Origin of the sequence: Haematobacter massiliensis (genome assembly GCF_000740795.1) — a bacterium.
In the GTDB taxonomy this organism is placed as follows: domain Bacteria; phylum Pseudomonadota; class Alphaproteobacteria; order Rhodobacterales; family Rhodobacteraceae; genus Haematobacter; species Haematobacter massiliensis.
The window spans coordinates 16,090-40,209 of record NZ_JGYG01000013.1 but is presented as its reverse complement, the minus strand read 5'-3'; the positions used below and the strand labels follow the sequence as shown (position 1 = coordinate 40,209).

Below are 24,120 nucleotides of genomic sequence, written 5' to 3'. Positions count from 1 at the left end.
GGAGCCGCTCAGGGGGCCTCTTTCCGTACCGCAGTCCCGCGCATGGGGCGTGTCATGGACTGTCCCCTTGCCGGCAAGCACGGGGGGGATTGCGGAACCGAGGCTGCTTGCACCCTCCCGGTCGGAGAAAAGGGGTCGCGGTTGGGGATGATGCAGGTCCATAAGCTCTCCGGTCGGGAGATGGGCGGCTCGGAGGGCCACCGTCTCGCGCACCGGGACGGGAATAAAATCTGGCGAAGGGATAGGCAATGCCCGCCTGTGCTCCCAAGGCTAGAGCGGCAGGATTCCCGCGCGAAAGGCAAGGTTGCGCAAGTCATTCCTCATCCGCCTGCCGACCCCCTGGGGCGGCAGGCCCTGCCCTGAGGAACCCGACACGCCTTGCAGGCGCGGGGCGGGCCACATCACATAGCTGCGGGGAGGAAGTCCCTCCAACCCGTCGCGATAGCTGTGCTCAAGGTAATATCCCGCCGGATCGTCGACATCGCGGTAGCGATCGCGAAGATGGCGGTCGAAGAAATCGCGCGCGACAAGATAGAAGCGCGTATCGATGCTGTCGATCCGGGTGCGGCCCCAGAGATTGAAGCCAGCCTGCCCATTCCACCCCCGAAGACAGGCGGAAAAGTTACTGAGCCACAGCTTCCCCGTGCATTTGGCGAAAGCGGGGCTGTTTTGCAGGATCCTGCTGTGGCCGAGGGCATGAAGGACGATCTCGCCCTCGCCATAGCCCTTCCCTCGCCGGGCAACCATTTCCTGATCGTTGCGAAAGGAAAGGGCTTCATACCGCATATGGGGATGGGCCTGGCGCAGGGGAGCGAGATGCGGCTCCAGATCGTAACCCGAACCGTCGCAGATCACGATTTCCTCTACACCCGGCGTCCTGCTCCATTCCGCCAGACTGTCGAGATGGGCATCAAGGCGCTGTTTCGCATCGGTCAGGTTGGTCAGGGGCGCAGAGACATGGATGGCCGATGTCAGCAGGAGGGGAGGAGAAGGCGTCACAGGGTCGGCTCCGGTTGCGCTGCCGGGCAGAACCTGCCCCGGACCCTCCATAATGCCGCTCTCGCCGCCTTCGCAACCGCTTCGCTTCAGGCGCAACCGCTTCGCTTCAGGCGAAGAAGGGATAGTTGCAGACCGCATCGCCGACCAGAAGATGCATGCCTTCCAGAAGAAACTCCTCATCGCGGGACGTTTCGAACACGAGGCCGATGTGGAAGGAGGACACCTCATGCGGAACAAAACATGTCAGCCGGGTGATCCCGAGACCGGTGTCGCTCCGGGTGATGCCCTGCTCGGGAGCGGCGGTCGCCGCCGCCTGGGCAGAGGCGGGATCCGCATTCGCCCAGTAGGCGGCGCGCACCAGCCGTCCCTGTCCTGAACCATTCCACGCGCCGATGGCGGCCATCGTCACATAGCCTGCGTCCAGGGGCGCAAGGATCTGGAGCGGCACTTCCAGCGTCACCGCCTGACTGGCCGAACCACCGGCGAGATGCAGAAGGCTTGTCTGCTCGCCGGTCAGGCCGGATACCCGGGGGGAAAGGCGCAGGGTTCTGGAAAGGGATGTGAGACGCTCGGGCGGGATGCCGTTTCGCCAGGGGGACAGCCTGCCGGTGCGAAGCTGGCCCTGCTCCACGAGAGCTGTATCGAAAGCGGGATTTCGCCCGATGTAGTTGCCGCGAAAGAGCGCGACCTGCCAGGGGTTCGTCACGGCCCGGAACCCGGTCGCCTGGCCCAGGATATTCAGGTTGCGCAGGGTAACCAGGCCGTTCCTGTTATCCACCAGATGACGGCAGGTTTCATTGCCGATGAAGAACTTTGTCCCCTCGACAGCAAGCGGGGTGCCGTTCAGGACATAGGGGGCGCCTTTGTCTATCGTTGCGCGAAAGACCACGGGATAGTCGATATGTTCGATCCATCCTCCCAGCCACTGGACGGTGGAGAAGCTCCTCGCCTCCACGACCGCGCAGCTGAACTGTTCGGCCGAACAGTTCTCGAATGTCCAGCTCGCCCCGCAGCGCAATATATAGGCCGCCGGGAAATCCTTATCCGCGGCGCAGTGGTAGTGAGTGGTGTTCGTGACCTTGTTCAGGTTCACGGGGCAGCCGGTCGAGTCGGACCATGCCTCGAAAACCCTGAACGCCTGCCCGCCTCCCTGCCTTCCCCCGAAGAAGCCGAAGCGGCAGTCGTCGATCGACCAGTAGATCGGCACGCAGCGGAAGAGGAGCTGGAATTCGTTCGATATCTCCAGACGACGGATGCGGAAGCCGCCGGTGTATTTCTTCTGTGCGGGGCTGTCGTAGAAGATCACGCCGGGGGCGGCTGCCTGTGCGAAGAAGCCCTCCAGAACCGCCGCATAGATCGGTTTTTCATCCCGGTCACGGAAGATGGCCCCCCCTTTTACCGTGCAGACGAGGCCGTAGCGCCCCGCCTGAAGCTCTCCCCCCGGGCCTTCGATGCGCATGCCGGTTACGGGCTGGATCTCGTTGACCGCATAGGTATGCGGCCCGAGGCGCACCTTGCCGCGGGCGATGGCGCGTGTCAGGGCCGCGCTGTCATCCGTCCGCCCGTCGCCCGCTGCCCCGAAGGCGTCGAGATCCACGTAGCCATCCCGGTCCGCCTCCACCGCCAGCGTCGTTCCCCCCGCTGTGACCAGGTCGGGGGCGGCCGTCCGGTCTGCGGCCAAGGTGACATAGCCGAAGCTCCCGGCCCGCAGCCTGTCGCCCGGATCGAACGGATGCCGCGCCGCGCGGAGGCTGGCCACATCGGGGTAATGCGCCCCCGAGAGGAGCCGCCAGCGGCTGCCATCCTCATGGCGCGTGGCGCCCGCCGGGTCGCGCCGGTAAACCAGTTCCAGCCCGTCCCCCATGACCCGGGCGAGGCGGGTTGCGGGATTGAGGGGCGCGGAGAGGAACTCCGCCTTGCCGGGCCAGGGCATGGGCGTGGCGATCAGGCCCGCCTGCTCCAGCATCGCGGCAGCGGTCTCCGCCGTCTCCACAGTGGTCCGGCCCCAGTCGAGCCCGCCCGTCTCCGTCCCCACCAGCGGGCGCCCCGGCTGCGGATGGAGCGGCGCCACCGGCATGTCGAGCCTGAGCGCCGCATCCAGCCTCCGCGTCTGGTCCTGCAACGCCCGCACGATGAGGTCGAGCTGTGCCTCCAGTCCGTGCCGCCCCCCGCTCCGTCCCCAGCCCTGCGCAAGCTGGCTCTGCCGGAAGGGCAGAAGCAGACCCCCCGCCAGCCGCTCCGCCGTTTCGGGCGCGAGCAAAAGCTCCCCCGTCGTAGAGGAAGCGGGCGGGATCAGCCGGAACTCCGCCTCCGACAGTTCGATCCGTGTATCGTGATGCAGGACCAGCACCCCGATATCCCCCGCCTCATAGGGATGCGGGATGGCATAGGGGCCGGGACCGGAGATGCCCTGCACCGGCGAGGGGACGAAGTTCGGAACGGCCACGACGCGCCTCCTGGGGGCAGACCCTGGCTGGAGCCTTCCAGTCTTGGTGGTTTGGGTCAAGCGCGGGAATGTCGGGGCGGATCATGGCGGCTGGTTTCTGCTCCTGCCGCCATCCGATATTTCCGGTGAGCCATCGCCCGCCGGAGGGGCGCTCAAGGCAATTCAGGAGGTGGAAGTGGCCTGTGGCCCGGAGCTTTCCCGCACGGGGCTCCGCAAGCAAAACTCCTTCACGCGGGCATAGGTCGCGGCCAGTTCGTGCCGCGGTGCGTTGAAGAGTTTCTGCTGGTCGGCGGAGGCGAGTTCCGCACCGCGCAGGCGATCCCGCGCGAAGGTGGATTTCGCGCGCAGCCGGTAGAGCAGGGTCTTGTAGCCGGCAAAGCGCCGGGCTTCCGATTGTATCCGTGCCCATTCCCGCGGATTGTCGGACCTGTCCTTCGCCAGCACATAGGCGCGGTTGAGGATATGCATGACCCCCATCGCCCGCCCCGCGTCCCGCCGTTCGGGGGCCTTGTGGTGATAGATGAACGCCTGCGTCGCAGCCACGACGCAAAAATTGTCGAGCGTCCGCAGGGAGGCGTCGATATCCTCGAACAGCGCGTAACGGCCCAGCCCTTCATCGAACTGAAGGGCACGGATCACCTCTGTCCGGAAGGACATGCGGAAGCCGGTCATGTAGGGAACATGGATCGCCTGCACCTCTTCCAGCCAGTCCGGCTGCCGCAGGCGCGCAAGTTTCTGCGCGGCAAGGGTCAGGAAAGGGTCGGGGATCAGCCGGTCCTCCATCCGCCGCCGGAGGGGCAGAAGGGCAAGGGACATCGCATCGCTCCGCCGGCGGCGGTAGCCGGGGCGGTCGCTGGCCCCGGCGATGCCGGCGCTTTCATGAGGGGCATGGGCTTCCGCCGCGCAGACCCCTCCGATCAAACCCTCGGTATCCCGCTCATAGACCCGCATGATGTGATCCATCGCATCGGGATAGAGAAGGGAATCGTCATCGGGAAACAGCACGACTTCGCCGGTGACATGGCGCAGGCCGAGGTTGCGCTGCGCCGCCGCGCCCGGTCCGCTGCGGATGTAGCGCACAGGCAAGGGAGCCGCGGCCGCGAACTCTTCGACAAGGCTGCGGACGGCCGCTTCATCATCACTTGAATCAACGACAATGATGTCCTGAGGCGGACGGGTCTGGCCGAGCAGCATCGGTATGCTGAGCTTCAACGCTTCCAGCCGGTTCCGGGTCGCAATCACGCAGGAGTAGTTCATGGTGAGATCCTCGTACTCGTACTACGGCAAGGGAGTCACCACCAATGATCTTCAACATGATAATGTTTTACAAGATAAGACGTGACCGGGAGGCCAAGCTCGTAGCAAAAAATTTCCGGTCTGCATGCCTCTTGTGCGAAAGGCGTGCGGTCAGTCCAGAAATTCGATGTTCGGAACATGGGTGAGGCTGGTCCGATAGATCGCGCGTATCTTGTAATCGTTGCCGCTGTACAGTTTCACTTTGCGTCCAACGATCGCCGCACCGATGCCGATATGTAACCGGTCGGTCACGATTGTTTCATACCGGGCGATCTCGCGCAGGAAGTCGTCGCCGTTGGACATGTGATTGCCAAGCGCGCTGATGTCAATGTTGCCCGCGGCCTTCTCGAACCGATGAGAGGATTCCCGATCGCGCCGGTAGGCGTAGCCTACAGGGGTTTCCGGGGGGCCGAAATCGTACTTCAGTCCCTTGGCCATCAGGTAGAGCGCCATATCATGACAGAAAAGCGACCGCGGACAGGCTTCCTTGCTCTCATATTCATCTCGGCGAAACAGGGTTCCCCGCACTTTTGGTGCCTGATGGTATAAAGTGGAGGGTAAAACGATGAGATTGTCTGTGAAATAGGAAATAAAGGCACAGATATCGCCAGCGTGACGATAGTTGTGCCCCCAGGCGGACCCGCCCGAGTAGATGAAGAGATACCGGTTCCTGCGGGCGAGATAGGGCGCCAGGAAATAGCGGGCCGATCCCTTGCCGAGATGAATTTCGGTATGGGGAATCCGGTAGTCATACAAGAACCGCTTCGCCCCGTGACGGATCAGCCCATCCCCGAAGTTGCCGGGATTGGGCAGGAAAATGACCTGCCGCCCCGCCGATTTCTCCTGGATGACACGGGCCAGCGTATCGAAGGCAGGCAGGAGATGGCTGCTGGAAACTTCTGCAGGCGCTTTGGCCAGGGGGGTGACGCGCTCCGAGGAGGTGGGAAAGGGCAAGAGATTCATTTCAGGCTCCGGGAAGAGGCTCTGTTACAATGTCGATTGATTGCCACAAAAGGCAATGCAATACATTTTATTTTTTAAAAATAAAAGAATAACTCTGTTTCCTGGTCGGCGGCCGGGGCGATGTGAATCGGCAGGGAGACCGTCGGACCGGGTGAAACAGAAACAGCCCTGACCCGGAGGCAGGGCTGTTTCCTCCGGAGACTCCCGGAGATCCGTTTCCCGTGTCGCCCGTCAGGCGGCGGGCTGACCGGTCGCCACATGGCCGTCATGGGCAAGCATCCGCCAGATCATGCCCCCGATCACCGCGCCGAGCAGAGGCGCCAGCCAGAAGAGCCACAGCTGACCAAGCGCCCATCCCCCGGCAAAGAGCGCCTGGCTGGTTGAGCGCGCCGGGTTGACCGATGTGTTGGTCACCGGAATGGCGATCAGGTGGATCAGCGTCAGGGCCAGCCCGATCGCGATTCCGGCGAAGCCCGCGGGGGCACGCGGATGGGTCGCGCCAAGGATGATGATGACAAAGAAGGCGGTCAGGATCGTTTCGATCAGGAACGCCGACATCATCGAGTAGCCCCCGGGCGAATGGTCGCCATAGCCATTTGCGGCAAAGCCGCCGATCTCGAAGCCCGGCTTGCCCGTTGCAATCAGATAGAGTGCGGCGGCGGCGAGAATGGCCCCTGCAAGCTGCGCCACGACATAGGGCACGACATGGGCGGAGGGAAATCGCCCCGCGACCGCCAGCCCGACAGAAACCGCGGGGTTGAAATGCCCGCCCGAGATCCAGCCGACAGCATAGACCATGGTCAGCACGGTCAGCCCGAAAGCGAGAGCCACGCCTGCGAACCCGATCCCGAGTCCGGGAAACGCCGCGGCAAAGATGGCACTGCCACAACCGCCAAAAACCAGCCAGAAGGTTCCAAGCCCTTCGGCAACCAGCTGCTTCTGCATGATGGAGAACTCCCGAAATTGGGTAGACGTACTGAAAACCTCGTTAAGTTTGCACCCGCTTATCCCTTTAGACAAGATGCTGCGATCATCGCTCCGATATCCGGCCGGATCTGCGGTCTGCTTGTACCCGGGGCGAGGGCCGAGTGTATCCGTTGTAACATGACGTTTGTTCAGGCCCGCACGTCGCACGAGCGGGTTTTTTATGCCGCCTTTGTCAGGGACCATGCCGTTTGCACGGCATATAACGCCTTAAATGAACTCTGGCATTGACCGCCCCGGAGCGCCGACGCCTCCGCAGAACAATATCAATTGGCCATGCGGAGTTACATCTTGACCGGGGCATGACTTAGTGAAGGAGAAAGTCATTATCCCGCTCTGATGATTCATCATGATGATACCATAAGCAATACTATTGATTTTGGCGTAAATAATCGCGATTCATTGAAATCGATCCTGCAGACCCATTTCCAATACAAAAGATTTCATAAACTTCATAATATGTTATAGAGATCGGCATTCGGAAATCATGTGCCAGAATTGAGGTGCTGCGGGAAAAGAGATTAAATCATATCAAAATGAACTCATTTTACTTCTTTATGTATGGCCCGGGGCAGCATATTTATGAAGCCAATCGACATGTTCGATGCCAATAAAATCCTGTTGACGAAGACCGATAGGCTATATTAATTCCGAACCGGATTTCTTGACGCCAGAAATAGAAATGGTCACCCTGCGATGACTTAGTGATTTCGGATTATTACTGGCCGCATGTCCGGCCATGTATATTATTATATAGATATTTATATTAATCATGTCGCTTGCTCAATGCTTCCAGAGATAAAAATCGCCTGCGCCATCGCGATTATCGTCGTCACTGTAATATATTTTGCGCTTTCTGTTTCCACGCGCGAGGATCAGGAATGTCAGGATGAGGGCGGCGAGGATCCCGATTACCTAGATACTTTCTGGTGAGATAGGTCCTGATCACCCGCGATCAGAGGGGGGGCCTATTGTCCTGCTCTCTGCTGCGCATCAGGCGGAGCGCATCGGCGAGCCACAGGCGGGCGAGGCCGTGATAGAGCGGCTCCGGCGTCAGGATCCGGGCCACCCCGTAGCCGATGAGCGCCGTGGCCATGACGGGCAGGATGTCGTCATGATTGCCGGTCATCTCGAAGACGATGACGAAGGCGGTCATCGGCGCCTGAACCACTCCGGCGAAATAGCCCGTCATGCCAAGCACCGCCGCCATGCCGCCCGGCGTGCCGATCAAGGCCCCGATCACGCTGCCCAGCCCTGCGCCGACGGAAAGGGAGGGCGCGAAGAGGCCGCCGGGAATCCCCGAGACGGTGGAGGCCAGCGTGGCTGCGAGCTTTGCCAGAAAAAACTCGGGTCCCAGCGTCTCGCCCCCGATCGCCGCGCGGGCGTGGTCATAGCTTGTGCCGAAGGCCGCCCCGTGCGTGGCGATGCCCGCCACCGCCACGACCAGCCCGGCGATCCCTGCGACCGCCACGATCCGCCGCGCAGGTGATCCGGGATTCCAGCGCCGGATCCGCCGCGTGAGCCAGAGGGCTCCGGCAGAGAACCCGGCCCCCAGAACGCCGCCCGCCACGCCCGTGGCAAGGATCAGCGGCAATCCCTCCGCCAGCGCCAGCGTGCCCTGCGAGGCCCCGAAATAGGTGTAATGCCCCTCTATCGCCAGGGAGGCCAGGCCGGCGATCACGACGGTGGACAGCACAAGGCCATTCGTGCGGGCATGATAGCTCCGCCCCATTTCCTCGATGGCGAAGACGATCCCGGCAAGGGGGGTGTTGAAGGCCGCGGCGATCCCCGCCGCCGATCCGGCCAGGATCAGCCCCCGCGCCTGAGTCATGCCGCCGAGCCGGGCGGAAAGCAGCATGATCGCCGCGCCGATCTGCACCGTCGGCCCCTCCCTCCCGATGGAGGCGCCGCAAAGCAGGCCGGCCACGGTCAGCAGGATTTTCCCCACCGCCGTTCGGATCGAGAGATAGATGAGCCGCCCCCGCCCTTTCAGCTCTCGCGCCGCGATGGTCTGTGGGATGCCGCTGCCCTGCGAGCCGGGGAAATAGCGCCAGGCGATGAGGGCGCAGGCGATGAACCCCGCAGGGGTCAGCAGGAGCGTGGCCCAGAGCCGCCACGGCGGGCCGGAGATCATCCTGCCGAACAGATGTTGCGCGGTATCGGCGGCATGGGCAAAGGCCACGCTGACCAGCCCCGTGACAAGCGCGCCGATCCAGAAGACGAGCCTTGCCCGCCAGCGGGCCGGGGAAACGAGCAGCGCCTGCGACCGGCGGAGAGCCCCCCGGCGCAGCCGCGCCCGGACCGGGCGGGAGGGAGCACCGCCCTCCTCCGGCCTTCCCGCAGGGCCCGACCGCAGATCCTGCCCCAGATCCTGCTCAGGCTCCTGCTCACGCTCCTGCCGCGCATCCGGCTCCCCATCCGCCCGGAACATGGCAGAGGGGGGAGAGGTGCCGCTTTCCCCGCCTCCGGCATTTGCGGTGGAGGCAGGTCCGGCTTCGGCCGGTTCCTGAAGCGGGTGCGTGGCGGGGGGCCTCTTGTAGGGCATGACACCTCCGGGATTTCCTTTCCCGCCTGCACCCGTTCGGCGCTGGACGCAAGCTTCCTGCCCGTCCTGCGGCTGTCCAGCCACCCCCTCTGGCCGATCTTTACTGACAGCCCATCGTTCCTCCAAAGGGAAGGATGGCCATTTCCCGCTTTTTCGCTGTTTTTAGGGGTGGCTTTTGCACCCATTGCGATATGTCTACAAGTTCGGGGCATTCCGTGCCGGGACGGATACGGAAGGACCCCTGCAGGAACGGCTTTCCAGAGGGAGGTTCCATGTCACTCGTTCAGACGCTTTTAACCACGGTATTGTCCGGTCCTGTCGTGGACCGCATCGCCGGGTTGATCGGGGTCGATCCTGCCAAGGCGCGGCAGGCGATCACGGCGGCAGCCCCTGCCTTGCTGGCGGGTCTCGTCAGCGCAGCCACCAATCCGCAGGGCAGCAAGGCGCTTGTCTCTGCGCTTACCGGGCTCGGCAAGCAGGAGGGGGATCCGCTGGCTGACGACCTGACCGCCACCGGGGCGGGCGTGACCGGCGTGGGGGGGATACTCTCCTCCCTCTTCGGAGAGGGGACGCTCAAGACGCTGTCCTCCAAGGTAGGGGATTACGCCGGTCTTTCGCAGGAGAAGTCGGCCCCGCTGATGGGGGCCGTAGGCAGCCTCCTGCTCGGCTCGCTCGGCAAGGCCGTGGCGGCGCCGGGGGCTACGCCCGCGGGTATCCTCGATCAGCTCATCGCCGGAAAGGACGAGATCGCCAAGGCCCTGCCTTCCGGCCTGGCCCAGAGCCTCGGCGCGGCGGGCGGGTTGCTCGGCGGGCTGGGCGGGGCTGCCGCCTCTGCGGCGACCACGGCTTCGACTGCCGCGGCGAGCGGCGTGGAATCCGTGACGGCCAAGGCCGCAGCCGCCAAGACGGCCGTGGAAACACCGCCTGCCGCCACAGCGAAACCCGCGGCCACCCCCAAGAAAGAGACACCGCCGGCCCAGAAAAGCCCTTCGAAACTGCCGTTGATACTGGGGGTCGTGGTACTGGCCCTGCTGGCCGCATGGGCACTCGGCGCCTTCCGCTCGCCGCCCCCGGCTCCGCCCGCTCCCCCGCCCGCGGCAGCCCCGGCGCCGACATCTACGCCGCCGGCAACCTCAACGACCCCCGAGCCGGCGACTCCCGCACCAACCCCCGCACCGACTACCACCCCGGCTCCGTCCGGCGGGCCGACGGATGTGATCACAGGGGCTATCGACCGGCTGCGCAGCACGCTTGACACCGTGACGGACCGCGCCAGTGCCGAAGCGGCGCTTCCCGCCCTGCAAGGGGTGAGCGACAGTCTCGGTTCCGTTGCCTCGATGGTGAGCGCCCTGCCAGATACCGCGAGGACTGCGATCAACGGGGTCATCAACAGTGCCCTGCCTGCCCTGCAATCCACACAGGAACGGCTCTTCGGCAATAGCGAGATCGCCGAGGTGATCCGCCCGGTGCTCACCGATGTGATGAGCCGCCTGCGCGGGCTGGTCGAGTAACAGGTCGACTGATCTTGCGGGAGGCGGCACGAGCCTCCCGCAATTTGGCAATCCGGGTCACCCCTGTCCGGGGAGCGGCTCCTTCCTGCATGGGTCGGAAAATCCCCGTAGAGGTCGCCGCCCTGCTCCTGTTGCGGGGCGAAGGGACAGGGCCAAGGGACAGGGAACAGGGGACGACCCCACCCTTCCCTTCGGCGCCAGCCCACTCGCCGTTTGCTGAGCCGATCCACACCTTCAGCCCGCTTCCGATGAACATGGCGTCGTCGCCAGCGCCCCTGGTTCGCTCAGCGCCGTGGCGGCGTCCTGAAACGCCGCCCCTGGCAATGGCACGACCGCGACTTCGGCAGAGCGCCTCCACCCCGGCAGCGGCGGCGGCCCCATTGCCAATGCATTGCGATGCGGTGCGGCATGTGGAACCGCTGCGCCAGCCGACAGAAGGGCCCATGCCGGCGCCTTTCCGGCCCGCGGAAAGACTGGCATTTCGGGGCGATAGGCCGGAATGGGGGCGATCACGCTCCGCCCGATCAGCGGCGCTGGGCCACGCGTCGCAGCCCTTCTGGCGGATGACATCGACCTGACCGAAGCCCCGCCGGTGTAGGAAGGCGACCTTGGGCAGCCAGCGCAGGGGCTGTGGCAAAGGGGCCGCGCGGCAGCTCGCTATCCGCATGGCCTCCGGCGGACGACCGGGCCTCATGCTGCGGGAGGAGCAGGCCCTTGGCGTCTCGGTGAGTAAGTTTATCGGTAGAAATGGTAGAAATGATGGCGATGACGGGGATCGACCCGCTCCCGCGACAGCCTTGCATGCTCATCGGATAGGGCAGCCTTGCTGGCGAAGGGCCGCGAAAGGCAGGAAGCCAGACTGCAGGTCAGGGAAACATCATGACCCGCAGGATCCGCAACAGGACGGGATTCAAACGCGGATTCCCCTGCCGCCCTCCCCTTCTGAGGCCATTCAGGCCCTGCCCTGTTCCCCCTTCTGGAGACCTGCTGCCGGCCGTGACCGGGCGAGAAGGCTTCTCAGAACTCCCGGCAGCCGTTCCTGCAACTCGCCGAAACTATGGGCGGAGAGCCTGAGACCGGCGATATCGCCGGAGGTGGCCGTCCAGACTCCGGCGGCATCGTTCCAGCGGGTACTGACGGTAATCTTCGGCTGTGGCATTCCAGTCCTCTCGATCATCTTCTGTTCCTCAATCTCCGCACCCCCTGCCGGGTTCCCGCGTCTTTTGCGTCTGCGGCGATGGGGCGCGGCGCCTGATTGCTGTGATGTGGCTGCTGGGGTGGCCCGTCTGCGACCGGCCTGCAGTACTCAGGCCCGGAGCAATCGGCGCTGGACACCCGGCCCGGAGCATCCGGCCTAAACACCTGACCCCGAACACCTTGGACACTTGGCCCGGACTTGGTCGCCTTCGTGCCCATTTAGCGCGCACCGCCCGCCAAAGAGGCACAGGAAGAAGACAAATATCTCACCTTGTGTGACAAAGCGACACATGACACTCCCTTCGTTATGTGCCGAAGGCCCTTTGGCGGGCGCATCGGTTGCCTAGGGCAGGTGCGCCGATTATGGGGGCCTCATTGTAACAAGGGAGTGAGGATGACCCAGCAATCCCAACAGGCCGCCGAGCCGAAGTGGAGCATCGTCGGGCCTGGGCTCGTCGTGGCCGCGACCGGCGTCGGGGCGGCCGACCTTATCGCCACCACTGTCGCAGGCAGCAAATACGGCTATGCCCTGCTGTGGTCGGTGATCGCAGGCTGCATCATGAAGGTGATCCTGGTGGAGGGTGCTGGTCGCTATACCCTCGCCACGGGCAACACGATCTTCGAAGGCTGGTCGAGCCTTGGCAAATGGACCAGCTGGTATTTCGGTCCCTATATCGTCATCTGGGGCTTCGTCTATGGCGCGGCCGCCATGGCGGGCACGGGACTTGCGCTCTATTCGCTGTTCCCCTTCTTCAGCGTCGCCGTCTGGGGCATCATCTCGGGGCTGCTGGGCATGGCGCTCGTCTGGTCGGGCAAATACGACCTGTTCGAGAAGGTGCTGACCGTGATGGTCATCCTGATGTTCATCTCGATGGTCGCCGCCGCCGCCTTTACCGTACCGAACCTCGGAGAGATCGTGCGGGGGCTCGTCCCCCATATCCCCGAAGGCGCGATGATCAACGTGCTCTCCGTCGCGGGCGGCGTGGGCGGCACGATCACGCTTGCCGCCTATGGCTACTGGTTGCGGGAAAAGGGCTGGGACACGCCGCGCTACATGAAGGTCATGCAGATCGACAACGGCGTCGCCTATCTGGTGACCGGCATCTTCGTCGTGGCGACGCTGATCGTGGGCGCGGAGCTGCTTTACTCGGCCAATATCGCCATCGGTGGTGGCGATCAGGGGATGGTGGACCTCGCCACCGTGCTGGGCGAACGCTATGGCACCTGGATGAGCAAGCTGTTCCTGATCGGCTTCTGGTCGGCGGCCATGTCCTCTCTCGTCGGCGTGTGGAACGGGGTGAGCCTGATGTTCGCGGACTTCCTCGGCCATGTGCAGGGCAAGCCGCATAACGACCCCGACCGGCTCGCCGGCGGGCGGTATTACAAGTTCTACATCGTCTGGCTGACGATCCCGCCCATGGTGATGCTGTTCCTGGGCCAGCCGGTCTATCTGATCCTGGCCTATGGGGTGCTCGGCGCGCTGTTCATGCCCTTCATGTCGGTGACGCTGCTGTGGATCCTGAATACCGACCGCGTGCCGAAGCAATGGCGCAACGGGCTGTTCATCAACATCATGCTGCTGCTCTGCACGCTGGCCTTCGCCGCTCTCGCGGTGGATCAGCTCCGCGGCGCGATCATGCGGGTGTTCTGAGCTGCCCTGAAAACCGGAAAAGCCCCGCCTTCGCGCGGGGCTTTTTCATTTGGGGCTTCTCCTTTCAGGCAGAGGTCGGGCATGGTCGGCCCCCGGCATGAGGGAAACCATGGCCCAGAACATCTACGACACCCCCGATTTCTTTGCCGGCTACAGCCAGCTTCCGCGCCAGGTTCTGGGGCTGGCAGGCGCGCCGGAATGGGACGCCATCCGCGCCCTGCTGCCGGATGTGAGGGGCGCGCGCGTGGCTGATCTGGGCTGTGGCTTCGGCTGGGCCTCCCGCTGGTTCCGGGCCGGGGGCGCCGCCTCGGTTCTGGGGTATGATCTGTCGGAGAACATGATCGCACAGGCGCGGGCCAGAACCGATGATCCGGCCATAGAGTACCGCATCGCTGATCTGGAAGAGCTCACCCTGCCCGCGAGTGCCTTCGATCTGGTCTACAGCGCGCTCACCTTCCATTACATCGTCGACTTCTCCCGGCTGGCCGAGATGATCCATCGGGCGCTGGTGCCGGGGGGCAGCCTGGTCTTCACCATCGAACATCCGGTCTACATGGCCGCGGCGCATCCCCGCTGGACGGAGGATGAGGACGGCCGCCCGACCTGGCCCGTCAACGGCTATGCCGATGAGGGGGAGCGGCGCACCGACTGGTTCGCACCCGGAGTGGTCAAGCAGCACCGTAAGCTCGCCACGACGCTCAACACGCTGATCGCGGGCGGTTTCGATCTGCTGCGGCTGGACGAATTCGCTCCGACCAGGGCACAGGTCACCGCCATGCCGGAACTTGCGGTGGAGCGGGAGCGGCCGATGATCCTGCTCGTCGCCGCCCGGAAGCGCTGAGATATCGGGATCGGCACTGTAGGGGCCATCAGGCGCCGTCAGGGCGCGGGCATGGACCATTGACGGATTTCCGTTTTCTTCCAGCCATACTTTCTGTGATCACAGCAAGGGAGATGCGGCAAAGTCAATCGTGACTATCGGAAAATGTATGTGCGTTGGTGCACATATCATGTGTGATTACGGTACTTATCTACTTTTATGTTTGAGCCTATATCAGTGCCGTAGCCGATGGAAAGATCGGTGGACCGCAAGAGTGAAACTGCAAGACGGTCCAAACGAAGGATGAAAGAGATGTTTGCCAAATCCATGCTCGCCGTTGCTCTTCTGGGTCTTGCCGCTCCCGTCATGGCGCAGGGCGTCAATCCCGGCAAAGCCCAGCTTGCCCAGCAACTCGGTGTGAACCCCACGGAATTCAGCCTGAACGAGCTGGTCCAGCTCGACAATGCGAAACGCAACAATGACCATGAGCGGATCAACCTGATCCTCAGCCATGATGCGATGGTCACCCGCGGTGCCAACACCCCTACCGCGCTGATCGTACCGGATTACGTTGACGACTGATCCCCCGGATCACTGCACCACTCGCACAGGGCACGCCATTCGCGTGCCCTTTTGCTTTGCCGCCTGTGTGCCGATCCCGGGCAAGCAGGCGGACGACGGGGGCTTTTCCGCCATCGCCGCCCGGTGCGGCTTTCCGGGATATTTCCGGCGTTCCGCTCACCTTTCGGTGCTGCGGAACGCCGCAAGCCCGCCCCCAGCCTCATCAAAGAGAATAAGGGCCTGACCGGTGGGATCTATCTGCCAGCGCCGCGCCGCTTCGAGCGCCTGGAAAAGCGCCATTTCCTGCCCCATCGCGATGGGCGGACAGGCCATCATCGTGCTGGCGACGCGGCCGAAATCGATCCGCTCCCCCTCTATCCTCGCCTTGCCGGTGATCATGTTGCAGCCGCCAGAGCCGGACAACGTGCCATCTGCCGCAATCTCGATCACCGACTGGACGCCCGCCTCCGCCGGCTGACCCATGAGGCTTTCGAGCCGCCAGAGGCCCGCGGGGCTTGCGGCGGGGGTGGCGACGCGTTCCACCACGATTTCGGCCTGCCCTGCCGGGTGCTCGAAGGCCGGATGATGGGCTGTGGTGATGAAAAGCAGCTGCCCCCCTGCCGTGATGCGTGCCTGCAACGCATAGCTGTGGTTCGGCACGATGGCGGCCGCGTCATAATCCAGAGCGAAGGGAAACGGCGCGGCATGGTCGGACTGCAGCGTGGTTTCGCCAAGAACCGTCGCCGGCGCATCGGCGCGGGAGACATCGACGAGCTTCACCTCCACTTCGGCTCCGGGCGGCAGGGCCATACGCTCCCGATAGGTGACGGTTCCACGCAGGGTCTCGGCGGAAAGGGGACTGGTGGAAAGGGAACCGGTCAAGACAGCCGCGGCCAGCATGGCGCAGGCAGGGAAGCGGGAACGGATCATCTGCGGCCTCTTCATGTAAGGGCATGGACCGGCAGTGTAGCAGGGGTAAGGCCACTCTGTGGAGCAGTCAGCCGCTTCCTGACATTCTTTCGCCCGCGCCCCCTGTGATCACATGTTCAGAGCGGCGGGCCGCAGGGCATCGGGGGGCCATGCCTTCAGGAAGCGGTGAGTGGCATGGCAATGGCGCGCGGCGCAATGACGGCTGATGTCGACAGGTGATGCATCTGCATTCCACGGCCGAGGCTGTCCTTGGCCATTTGGAGAAATGGCTGCCGCCTGTTCCGCTCGTGGCAGCCAGCAGGCCGACCGCCCTTCAGGCCAATGCCCGATGGCTGGCGACCTCCTGCCGCCTGCATGGACCAGAAGAGGCAACCACAGAACCGCTGGTCGATGGAGGATTCACCCGCCGCCACCGTGATCTGTAACAACACGCCTGTTTACTGAGATATCGGATACTGTAGGCGCAGAATTTTGCGATTCCGCGCGCCACATGAAACGACCAGACTGTCCTCCATCATTACCGATAAGTTGCGCTTATCGAATGAGATGCAATAATGACAACGCGGCGTCTGAGAACACCCCGTAATGATCGCATGAATCGCCGAAATGGGCGGGTATCCGGGATTTATCGTGTTCTGAAAGTCCTCCGTCCCGCCATCCCTACGGGCCGCGATGACCCCGGCGGGTGCAGGGCGCAAGAATGATGCCGAAACGGGTTGCCTTCTTACCGGTGCTGCGCTGGCTGGCCGCTTCTGTGGTTCACGGCGGAGGCGCATAAAATTCTGACCCCCGCACATCGTTCTGAGTGACAGGGCCGTGGTATTTTTGCATCCAGATGTTCTCGACGGGAGCCAATTGGCCGCCACAGGGCTGTCCGGGAACGGGGCGGCGGGTGCCTGAGTCCCTCCCTGCGCCCGATCGACAGCACGGGAGGGTCCTGTTCGGTCCCGCCACGCCTCACTTGCCGATCCACTGTCGTGACAGAAAATCGTTGGCGACAGCCAGATCTCCACTCCTGGCATGCAGGGACCGTTTCCTCCGCTGCGGGCTTTCCTGCTGCCCCGCTCACAGATAGCCACCGCCATTGAGCAACGCCTTCTTCCACGGGGGATCCTCATCGGATGCACGCCGTATTCGGCCGCCAGCTCCGACACAGGGCGCTCGCCTTTCACGGCTTTCAGCGCGATCGCGCCTCCGTCACTGTTTCGGGGGGAGCTCAGCCCGCGCTCGGTGGAAATGGTCTCCTCTCGGAAGACCCCGGGGCCGATGGCCTATCGGGAACCGGATCGTCCCATCTCGCGTGACCTGCGGCGTGTATTGCCACAATGGGTTGAAGGGAAACACCGATGTCTGGGAGGGCAACCGCGACTATTCTACGAGTAACATCGTCCCTGGCCCAATGCTGCGTGCATAAGGAACCTGAGCATGGCACTATTTCGGTATCGGCCTCGGGCTGCCAGGCTCGCGGGCAGCAGGCTCACTTCCTCGCCTCTCTGATCGCGAGATCGGGCTACGGCTTGCGTGCGCCACACGAGGAACCCGTTAGGTATACGACAGTGGGAGCAGTTATGTCGGGCATGCTGGACCATGACCCATACCCTTCGATCCGGGACGGCGTGCCGAATTTCGCTATGGACGGCTGGGTCTATGGGCTGCGCGGGGACGAGATCGAGGCGCTGGAACGCGCTGTGACCTTCTCTGGCCCGGCTCACGCCACCTTGGAGGGGATGGCGGTCGAGTTCCGCCTTGTCGGTACGGGAGGCGAGGCGGTCACCGGCTGGGTAAGCGCAGGCAGGATCACCGGTGGGGCATGGAGCGTCAGGCGGTCGATCCCGGCCACGAAGCATTGGTGCTGGCGGGAGGTCCGCCTGACAGCCAGCCCGGAGATCGTGGCGCGGAGCGTCGGGCGCTGCGCTGTCGGGTTCAAGCATCTGCTGGTTGGCCCGTCCTCGCTGGCGCGCGGAACCCAATGCCCCAATCCGAGCGTCTACGGCGCGGCGTTCACCATGCCTCCCCTGCCCGACATCGGAAAAGTTGCCTACTGCACCTTCTGGGAAGGGAAATCCACATTGGCCGGAGGGTCTGATGAGGCTCCTGCCCGGTACGGAATTACAGGGTCGGGGACGCCCCCCGTCAGCACGACCAATCCCGACAGCTTCCAGAACTGCGGTCAGATGCTCCTTGCCCAACAGCTTGCCAGCATGGTTCCGGGCATCCACGCCATCGTCAACGCCTCGGAGGCGGGGCGAGGCGTCTGGGGCGGGTCGAGGAACCTCCTCCGAATGCAAGCCGAGATTGACCAGCTTCAGACGATGATCGACCTAGCGGGAAACGACATCACGGTCCTGCTGTTCAACGAAGCCGTCAACGCGGGCAGTGCCACACAGACGCTGGCCTCCGTCCTCCGAGGGGGGGCGCCCGGCCAACTCATGCACTTCGACCAGATCATTCAACCGGGCTATAGGCTGGTAAATGCGCCCGCGCGTGGCCAACAGGCGGTCAATTCAAAACCTGCCAAAGACCAATATATCCAGTCAGCCATCCAATTCGCCGCTGAAGGGGGCGTGACGGGTGTCCTCGCTCTTACGCGCATGGATTTGCGCGACACCGCAGGCTTGGTCGGAAACCTTACAGCGCATCCGAGGCAGGACGTTACGAATGGCGCTGTCTTGCAGGCCCCGATAACAGGCATGGCTCTGGCAAGCGCTCTCGGACGCGGCCCGGGCATTCCTCATTTCGGACAAGCCAGATTTGGCAATGCGCGTCGAACGGAGATCATCGTGCCTGTCGTCGCGGCGAACCGCGGGAATATATCGGCCCTCAATCCGAAGAACATCTCGGGTTTCATGTGGACAGACGTGGCCGGCGGGACGACGAGTTCGTATCTCTTGGCAAGCCTGTCGGATGGGGAAGTCACGATTGTTCACCCCGAGGGAAAGGCGTTCCCGGTCAGCACCAAAGTGCGCATCACTCCGAGCCTCTATCACAGCGCCGGGGGCTACTTCCAGCAATGGCCGGGAAATGGGCAGCCGGGGGCGACTGCGATGAACGATGCCGGAGATCAAACCGTTTTCGAGGGGATCGTGTGGGAGGCATATCCGAAGGGGTTGTTCAAATACGGCCTCCCGGTGATAGGGCAGGTCAGCAAGGATGGGCTATATCTGCCGGTCTACGAGAAAGCGGTGCTGCCCTACGCCCCCTGACGCGCCTTGCGCCTGCGCCCGACTGCCCAAAGCGCAGCCGTCCCTGCCAGCAGCAGCGGGGCGGCAGCAGGAAGGGGGACGGGGGCAAGGGTTGATCGCACGACCGTAGAGGGTATTCGCTCGCTGATATCATCATATCCCTGTTCAAAAAGTTCATCCCAGAACGGGTTCCAGCCCGGCCCACCAAATATGTAATCTTCACTTCCACCGATAGCTTCAGAGCCAGAAAAAGATACTATCTGCCCGACGCTATCGAACGATATCTCAATCGAGTTTTGCATCGTCACAGGGTATCCGACAGGCCAAGCCCCTGAAAAGATAAGTCCGATTTCATGTAGAATGGTCTGCCCATCATCATCGGTTGTAAAGGCGTCGTATGTAGAGGATCCCGCTATACTTACTTCCGCCACCTGCGGCCAATAGTTCGCAGTAAATCTGAGTGTAGTGTTCGCAATTGAGCGACCAGGGTAGAGGGCTTCGTTTATAATTAGAGAACCACCAGATCGACGGAAATACCCTCCATTCACTGTGTCATCATTGATATTGGGGTCCCAGCTACGCTGTGTCCACTCAAAGTCGAACTTGTAAATCGCTGCATCAGCCTGCCCCACCGTCAGGCAAGCCGCAGCCGCCAGCGCAAACGCTCTCATCCCAAATCCTCCGATTAACCAATCGCCTCACGGTGCCGTGAGGCCGACGATTCGAGCAAGTGCAAAGATTAAGATGTATCAGTCCGCAGGGATGACGGATGCCTCAAGGCGGATCAGCGCCTTCGTCGCGCCCAGCAGGGGTGAAGAGCGTGGGGTTTTCTGATCGGAGACAGCGCCTTGTAAAGGCCTCCCGGCTCAGGCCTGCGTCTCGGCCCCCCGGCGACATGCCACGGGCGCGATCGGCCCCCGGTTGGGGCAGCAACACCAGCGGGGAGGCCAAACCACCGATCACACGGGGCAGGATCCAGGGGTATTATCGGACCGGACCTCGGAGGAAGCCGATCCCTGGAGATCGGCCCGAATATTATAACGAATATCGTTAAATATCGTACTGAACGAAGATCCTTCGGGCACCAACGCAGACCCTCGGTTCGTCCAAATTCAAGCCACAGGCTTGCGCAGCGCCTCCCAGAGCATCTTGAGTTCGACCTCCGAGAGCAGCCGGTGGAGGCTGCGCTTGATCGACTTCGCCGGCACGGTCAGCAAGTGACAAAACTCCTCCGTGGACACCACAGCCTGGGCGCTATCACCCAGCATGCAATGCAGACGCTTTCCTTAATGTTCGCCCGATGCCCGCTGTGCATCCGCACCGCCATCAGCAGCTCGCAGCCGACATCGGGTGCGCGGTGGAGATGAATGCCACGAAGAACACAACTCGGTAAGGTTATGCTTGCTTGAATCTCTTCGCACCCGCAGAATCCTGAAGTCCTCGTGTGCAGGAGAGAAAAATGCAGCCGGCCGTGTCCCGCATCTCTTCCATCGACCTATTTCGCTATCTCACCGTTAGCTTCGCGCTTTTTTCTCACACACTTCTCTTCTTGAAGTCGGACGCCTTCTCGGGTGGCGATGTGATACTGGGGCTGAAATCGATCACCCGCACCGCAACGCCTGCCCTGATGATCCTGTTCGGGGTCATGGCAGAGATTGTCTACCTGAGACGCTACCGAAGCGACCCGGACAGGGCAGCGCAGGGCATGATTTCGCGCGCGATCATCTGCTACATCTGCTATGTTGCGCTGGTCGTTCTCGCCTTGGTCTTCGGCCATGTGAGAGGAGGACAGGCTATACGGGCGACGCTGCTGGTGGCGCCCTCACCTTATGCCAATATCTTCAAAATCTATACCTTTCTGCTGCCGATTACACTCCTGCTTGTCCAACTCCGGGCGCGCACGGGCCTCCTAGGGCCTTGGGTGGTTGTCGCAGGCATCTGGCTGCTAGACTGGATTGTGCTGGACCACTTGCCCGCTCCTCCCGTTTTCGCCCACTTCGCGGGCTTCCTGTTCGGCATCGGAACCTCATGGGGACCGAGTATCCTGCACAGTCTAACACTCGTCGTGATGGGCATGACCCTGGGTGCCGCTTTCTTCAGCCCTTCCCGGCTGACAGAGAAGGCCGAGATGCATGCGGCCCGCCTCTGGCTCGGCATGGCCACTGGCCTGAGCCTGCTGCTGTTAGGCACGAAACTCGGCTGGTTCGGGTTGCATGGCGTTCTGCTGCGGATCGCGGACATCACGCAATGGCGGGGGGATAATGACATCGGCTATTACGCCTATGGCCTGCTCTCCGCCCTCGGGCTTCTGTTCCTCGCCCGATCAATCTGCATTATCGCTCCCCAGTGGGTCGTCACGCCGCTGGCCCGGATCGGCGGTGCGACGCTGGCCTATTTCTTCATTGGGAATGCGCTTCTCCTGATTCTGCCATCGCTCGACTGGCTACCCTTCTGGGGCAAGGCATCGTTCACGGTGGCTTTCCTTGTGTTCTGCGGAGGCGCCACCCTGATCTGGGACCAGCTAAGGAAGGCATTCCCGGTCCTACAGACGCCGGTTCGTGTCGCACAGCAGATGACCGGCCTATTGCTCGGACACAGAAAAAGCCGCACCCTGTCCAATCCCTAGCGGATGCCCTCTTCGACAGATAGCTGTGGTCAGAGCGCGATCCGGCCCAGCAGGCCAATATCGAACCGCCCTGCGTCGGTGAAATCATGCGCGGGGCGTTCCTCACCCTCGGCGCTGACGAAGCGCGCCTCGCAGTCCATCCTGTAGCCTGTACGGGCGTGGACAGTCTGCCGGATATGGGCAATCAGGGCCAGAACCTCGTCCGATGTAGCGCCGCCCCGGTTGACGATGAAATTCGCATGGAGCGGCGAGACCTGAGCCCCGCCCAAGGCAATGCCCTTCAGTCCCGCCTCCTCTATGGCCTTGCCGGGCGGGCCGACCACCGCATACATCGCGGGGTTCGACAGGAAGGTAGAGCCGCAATTGGGCAGGTTCTTCGGGAATTTCCGCCGGCGGGAGGCAAGGATGTCGATCATCTCGCGCCGGATCGCCGCCGGATCTCCCGGTTCCAGTTCCAACTCCACTTCAGTGATGGCACAGCCACGGCCCTGCAACGCCGAATGGCGATAGGAAAAAGCCATCTCTTCCTGCGTGAGACTGCGGATATCTCCCTCCGGCGTCACCACGGTGACGCGGCGGACATGAGCGCCGACGCCCTTGCGCTGGCTCCCGCCGTTCATCAGCACGAGCCCGCCGATCGTTCCAGGAATGCCTGCCACATGCTCAAGCCCCGTGAGCCCGCGCCGTGCCAGTTCCAAGGCCAAGCGTGGCACCCAGAGGCCACCGCCGCAGATGACCCGCGTCCCCTCGATGTGCAGCGCGGACATGGCCCGCCCGATCCTGAGCACGAGGCCGCGGTAGCCGTGGCTGTCCATCAACATGTTGGAGCCGTCGCCCAGAATGAAGACCGGTACGCCATGCGCTCGCGCCAACCGCAGACAGGCCGCCACCTCCGTGCTGCTTTCCGCCTCCACCAGCAGATCAGCCGGCCCGCCGATCCGCCAGCGAACCTCTTGGGCCAGCGGCCGCCCTTCGGCGATACGGGTCACTCCCGCCTGACGCAGTGCCACGAGAAGGGCCGCGATAGGTGCGGAGACATTTGCCCGCAGCAAAGCTGCCTCAGGCGGCATGCCGATCCTCACGCACCTCTATACGGCCACCGATGGTGCGCAGCTTGCCCTCCAGGTCGTTGTACCCCCGAAGCGCCATGTGGACATTGTTGATGATCGACCGCCCGTCGGCACAGAGCGCAGCCATCACGACAGCCATGGAACCGCGCAGATCGGTGGAATCCGCCACCCCCGGCTTGAAGCGCGCCGACCCGTTGATGGTGATCTTGCCCCGTTCCGCCGTCAGGTGGTCGCCCTGAACGAGCTTTGCCAGTTCACCCACGAAAGCAATGCGCTCCGGGTAGCGGTAGTCATAGACCCGAGAAGTGCCCGCCGCCGCCAGCGCAAGGATGACGTAGAAGGACTGCATGTCCGAAATCACACCCGGATGCGCCCCACAGGCCAACTCAAACGGCTGGACAGAACCGGAGGTCAGGCATCCCGGCGTCACATGCACCGAACGGGAGTTGCGGAAGAAGTCGATACCCGCCTGCTGCAGATGCAGAAGCGGCACTTCCATGCTCTCGAAAGGCACGTTATGCACGGTGAGTTCGCCGCCTGAGAGGATGCCGTAGACGATCCAGGTCAGCGCCTCGATCCGGTCGCTCATCACCGACATATGAGTGCCACCGAGCGGCTGGCCCCGCCCCTCCACCACGATGTGGCTGGAGCCGAAGACCTCTATGTTCGCGCCCATGCGGCGCAGGAAGGCGATCAGGTCCTCGACCTCCGGGGTGATGTAGGCGTTGTATATCTCGCTCCGCCCCTTGGCGATGGCAGTGCAGATCAGCGCCGTCTCCGTGCCGCCGACGGTGGAGATGCTGAAACGGATTTCTCCGCCCTGAAAGCCTTGGGGGGCTGTGATCTCGATATGGTCGTCCTTTTCCGTCACCTCGGCGCCAAGCGCCTTCCATACCATGATGTGCTGGTCATAGCCGCGCCCGCCGGCCGAGCCGCCGCCGATAGGGCAGCCGCCGGGATAAGGGATGCGCGCGATGCCGGAGCGGAGTACCTGCGCCGCCGAGAGCAGATAGGTCGTGCGGATCGGCACATCGTAGTCGTTGCGGGTTAGCAACCGGGACTTGAGCGCCTGCGCGCTGATGGAGGCCTGCTCCGTCTCGCGGTCCAGCGTGATCTCGGCCCCGAGCTTGCGGCAGAAGTTTACCTTGTGACCGACATCGACCAGTTCTGTGGGAAAGTTGCGCAGCGTGACGGGCTCATCGCTGAGCAGAGCCGCCGAGAGAAGCCGCGTTGCAGAATTCTTCGCTCCACTCACCCGGACATGGCCGCGCGGGATGATCCCGCCGTCAATGATTGCGTACATCCGCTTTCACCTAATGATGCTTGAAAACATACTGTG

The 24,120-nt window shown here is 63.1% G+C and carries 18 protein-coding genes; 6 read left to right on the top strand and 12 right to left on the bottom strand.

Going from position 1 to position 24,120, the window contains the following annotated elements; translation table 11 throughout:
• Positions 1-270 precede the first annotated feature (270 nt).
• The 6 genes from CN97_RS16090 to CN97_RS16060 form a co-directional block, all read right to left on the bottom strand.
• Positions 271-999, bottom strand: coding sequence for a hypothetical protein (locus CN97_RS16090; protein ID WP_140418197.1), 729 nt, complete (start codon positions 997-999; stop codon positions 271-273).
• Between the two features lie 106 nt (positions 1,000-1,105).
• A complete protein-coding gene (locus tag CN97_RS16085) occupies positions 1,106-3,445 on the bottom strand; it encodes a hypothetical protein (RefSeq protein WP_035713523.1) in 2,340 nt (779 codons plus the stop codon).
• A gap of 162 nt (positions 3,446-3,607) precedes the next feature.
• Positions 3,608-4,702, bottom strand: a complete 1,095-nt coding sequence (locus tag CN97_RS16080; protein ID WP_035713520.1) for a glycosyltransferase family 2 protein — start codon at positions 4,700-4,702, stop codon at positions 3,608-3,610.
• Between the two features lie 150 nt (positions 4,703-4,852).
• Complete coding sequence (locus tag CN97_RS16075; protein ID WP_035713517.1) at positions 4,853-5,704, bottom strand: polysaccharide pyruvyl transferase family protein; 852 nt, start codon at positions 5,702-5,704, stop codon at positions 4,853-4,855.
• Positions 5,705-5,935: 231 nt separating this feature from the next.
• A complete protein-coding gene (gene aqpZ / locus CN97_RS16070; RefSeq protein ID WP_035713514.1) occupies positions 5,936-6,649 on the bottom strand; it encodes an aquaporin Z in 714 nt (237 codons plus the stop codon).
• Positions 6,650-7,643: 994 nt separating this feature from the next.
• A complete protein-coding gene (locus CN97_RS16060) occupies positions 7,644-9,233 on the bottom strand; it encodes a chloride channel protein (RefSeq protein ID WP_248700106.1) in 1,590 nt (529 codons plus the stop codon).
• 272 nt (positions 9,234-9,505) lie between these two features.
• On the opposite strand from CN97_RS16060, the gene CN97_RS16055 reads away from it, so the two are divergent.
• Complete coding sequence (locus CN97_RS16055; RefSeq protein WP_035713508.1) at positions 9,506-10,744, top strand: DUF937 domain-containing protein; 1,239 nt, start codon at positions 9,506-9,508, stop codon at positions 10,742-10,744.
• Positions 10,745-11,696: 952 nt separating this feature from the next.
• Here the strand turns inward: CN97_RS16055 and CN97_RS16050 are convergent.
• Positions 11,697-11,921, bottom strand: a complete 225-nt coding sequence (locus CN97_RS16050) for a DUF1902 domain-containing protein (RefSeq protein WP_035713504.1) — start codon at positions 11,919-11,921, stop codon at positions 11,697-11,699.
• A gap of 414 nt (positions 11,922-12,335) precedes the next feature.
• Between CN97_RS16050 and CN97_RS16045 the strand changes: the two genes are divergently transcribed.
• The 3 genes from CN97_RS16045 (at position 12,336) to CN97_RS16035 (ending at position 14,994) form a co-directional block, all read left to right on the top strand.
• Positions 12,336-13,592, top strand: coding sequence for an Nramp family divalent metal transporter (locus CN97_RS16045; RefSeq protein ID WP_035713501.1), 1,257 nt, complete (start codon positions 12,336-12,338; stop codon positions 13,590-13,592).
• Between the two features lie 109 nt (positions 13,593-13,701).
• Positions 13,702-14,433, top strand: a complete 732-nt coding sequence (locus tag CN97_RS16040; RefSeq protein WP_035713498.1) for a class I SAM-dependent methyltransferase — start codon at positions 13,702-13,704, stop codon at positions 14,431-14,433.
• Positions 14,434-14,724: 291 nt separating this feature from the next.
• Positions 14,725-14,994, top strand: a complete 270-nt coding sequence (locus CN97_RS16035; RefSeq protein WP_088217279.1) for a hypothetical protein — start codon at positions 14,725-14,727, stop codon at positions 14,992-14,994.
• 156 nt (positions 14,995-15,150) lie between these two features.
• Here the strand turns inward: CN97_RS16035 and CN97_RS16030 are convergent, their stop codons facing one another.
• Positions 15,151-15,903: a YbaY family lipoprotein gene (locus CN97_RS16030; protein ID WP_051911321.1), complete on the bottom strand. Its 753-nt coding sequence runs from the start codon at positions 15,901-15,903 to the stop codon at positions 15,151-15,153.
• 1,568 nt (positions 15,904-17,471) lie between these two features.
• Here CN97_RS16030 and CN97_RS16020 point away from each other — a divergent pair.
• The gene (locus CN97_RS16020; RefSeq protein ID WP_035713490.1) at positions 17,472-19,106 is read left to right on the top strand and encodes a hypothetical protein; all 1,635 of its coding nucleotides are present in this window, start codon (positions 17,472-17,474) and stop codon (positions 19,104-19,106) included.
• Here the strand turns inward: CN97_RS16020 and CN97_RS20765 are convergent.
• Both CN97_RS20765 and CN97_RS20760 read right to left on the bottom strand, forming a co-directional pair.
• Positions 19,094-19,756, bottom strand: coding sequence for a hypothetical protein (locus CN97_RS20765; RefSeq protein ID WP_140418234.1), 663 nt, complete (start codon positions 19,754-19,756; stop codon positions 19,094-19,096). The genes CN97_RS16020 and CN97_RS20765 overlap by 13 nt on opposite strands.
• Positions 19,757-20,197: 441 nt before the next feature.
• Positions 20,198-20,353 (bottom strand): hypothetical protein, encoded by a 156-nt coding sequence (locus tag CN97_RS20760; protein ID WP_156969593.1) that lies wholly within the window; start codon positions 20,351-20,353, stop codon positions 20,198-20,200.
• Between the two features lie 191 nt (positions 20,354-20,544).
• Here CN97_RS20760 and CN97_RS16015 point away from each other — a divergent pair, with 191 nt between their 5' ends.
• A complete protein-coding gene (locus tag CN97_RS16015; protein ID WP_035713487.1) occupies positions 20,545-21,711 on the top strand; it encodes a hypothetical protein in 1,167 nt (388 codons plus the stop codon).
• A gap of 29 nt (positions 21,712-21,740) precedes the next feature.
• Here the strand turns inward: CN97_RS16015 and murB are convergent, their stop codons facing one another.
• Together murB and CN97_RS16005 are read right to left on the bottom strand one after the other, a co-directional pair.
• Positions 21,741-22,781, bottom strand: a complete 1,041-nt coding sequence (murB, locus tag CN97_RS16010) for a UDP-N-acetylmuramate dehydrogenase (protein WP_084684211.1) — start codon at positions 22,779-22,781, stop codon at positions 21,741-21,743.
• The gene (locus CN97_RS16005) at positions 22,771-24,084 is read right to left on the bottom strand and encodes a UDP-N-acetylglucosamine 1-carboxyvinyltransferase (protein WP_035713485.1); all 1,314 of its coding nucleotides are present in this window, start codon (positions 24,082-24,084) and stop codon (positions 22,771-22,773) included. Before CN97_RS16005 ends, murB begins: the two co-directional genes overlap by 11 nt.
• Positions 24,085-24,120: the final 36 nt, after the last annotated feature.

What these genes read in the sequence shown, in the direction of transcription:
- CN97_RS16050 (WP_035713504.1), bottom strand. Translation starts at nt 11,921, where the DNA reads ATGATCGAGAGGACTGGAATGCCACAGCCGAAGATTACCGTCAGTACC.
- CN97_RS16005 (WP_035713485.1), bottom strand. Translation starts at nt 24,084, where the DNA reads ATGTACGCAATCATTGACGGCGGGATCATCCCGCGCGGCCATGTCCGG.
- CN97_RS16015 (WP_035713487.1), top strand. Translation starts at nt 20,545, where the DNA reads ATGCAGCCGGCCGTGTCCCGCATCTCTTCCATCGACCTATTTCGCTAT.
- CN97_RS20765 (WP_140418234.1), bottom strand. Translation starts at nt 19,756, where the DNA reads ATGAGAGCGTTTGCGCTGGCGGCTGCGGCTTGCCTGACGGTGGGGCAG.
- CN97_RS20760 (WP_156969593.1), bottom strand. Translation starts at nt 20,353, where the DNA reads ATGCTGGGTGATAGCGCCCAGGCTGTGGTGTCCACGGAGGAGTTTTGT.
- aqpZ (WP_035713514.1), bottom strand. Translation starts at nt 6,649, where the DNA reads ATGCAGAAGCAGCTGGTTGCCGAAGGGCTTGGAACCTTCTGGCTGGTT.
- CN97_RS16075 (WP_035713517.1), bottom strand. Translation starts at nt 5,704, where the DNA reads ATGAATCTCTTGCCCTTTCCCACCTCCTCGGAGCGCGTCACCCCCCTG.
- CN97_RS16060 (WP_248700106.1), bottom strand. Translation starts at nt 9,233, where the DNA reads ATGCCCTACAAGAGGCCCCCCGCCACGCACCCGCTTCAGGAACCGGCC.
- CN97_RS16040 (WP_035713498.1), top strand. Translation starts at nt 13,702, where the DNA reads ATGGCCCAGAACATCTACGACACCCCCGATTTCTTTGCCGGCTACAGC.
- CN97_RS16020 (WP_035713490.1), top strand. Translation starts at nt 17,472, where the DNA reads ATGTCGGGCATGCTGGACCATGACCCATACCCTTCGATCCGGGACGGC.
- CN97_RS16045 (WP_035713501.1), top strand. Translation starts at nt 12,336, where the DNA reads ATGACCCAGCAATCCCAACAGGCCGCCGAGCCGAAGTGGAGCATCGTC.
- CN97_RS16035 (WP_088217279.1), top strand. Translation starts at nt 14,725, where the DNA reads ATGTTTGCCAAATCCATGCTCGCCGTTGCTCTTCTGGGTCTTGCCGCT.
- CN97_RS16030 (WP_051911321.1), bottom strand. Translation starts at nt 15,903, where the DNA reads ATGATCCGTTCCCGCTTCCCTGCCTGCGCCATGCTGGCCGCGGCTGTC.
- CN97_RS16055 (WP_035713508.1), top strand. Translation starts at nt 9,506, where the DNA reads ATGTCACTCGTTCAGACGCTTTTAACCACGGTATTGTCCGGTCCTGTC.
- CN97_RS16080 (WP_035713520.1), bottom strand. Translation starts at nt 4,702, where the DNA reads ATGAACTACTCCTGCGTGATTGCGACCCGGAACCGGCTGGAAGCGTTG.
- murB (WP_084684211.1), bottom strand. Translation starts at nt 22,781, where the DNA reads ATGCCGCCTGAGGCAGCTTTGCTGCGGGCAAATGTCTCCGCACCTATC.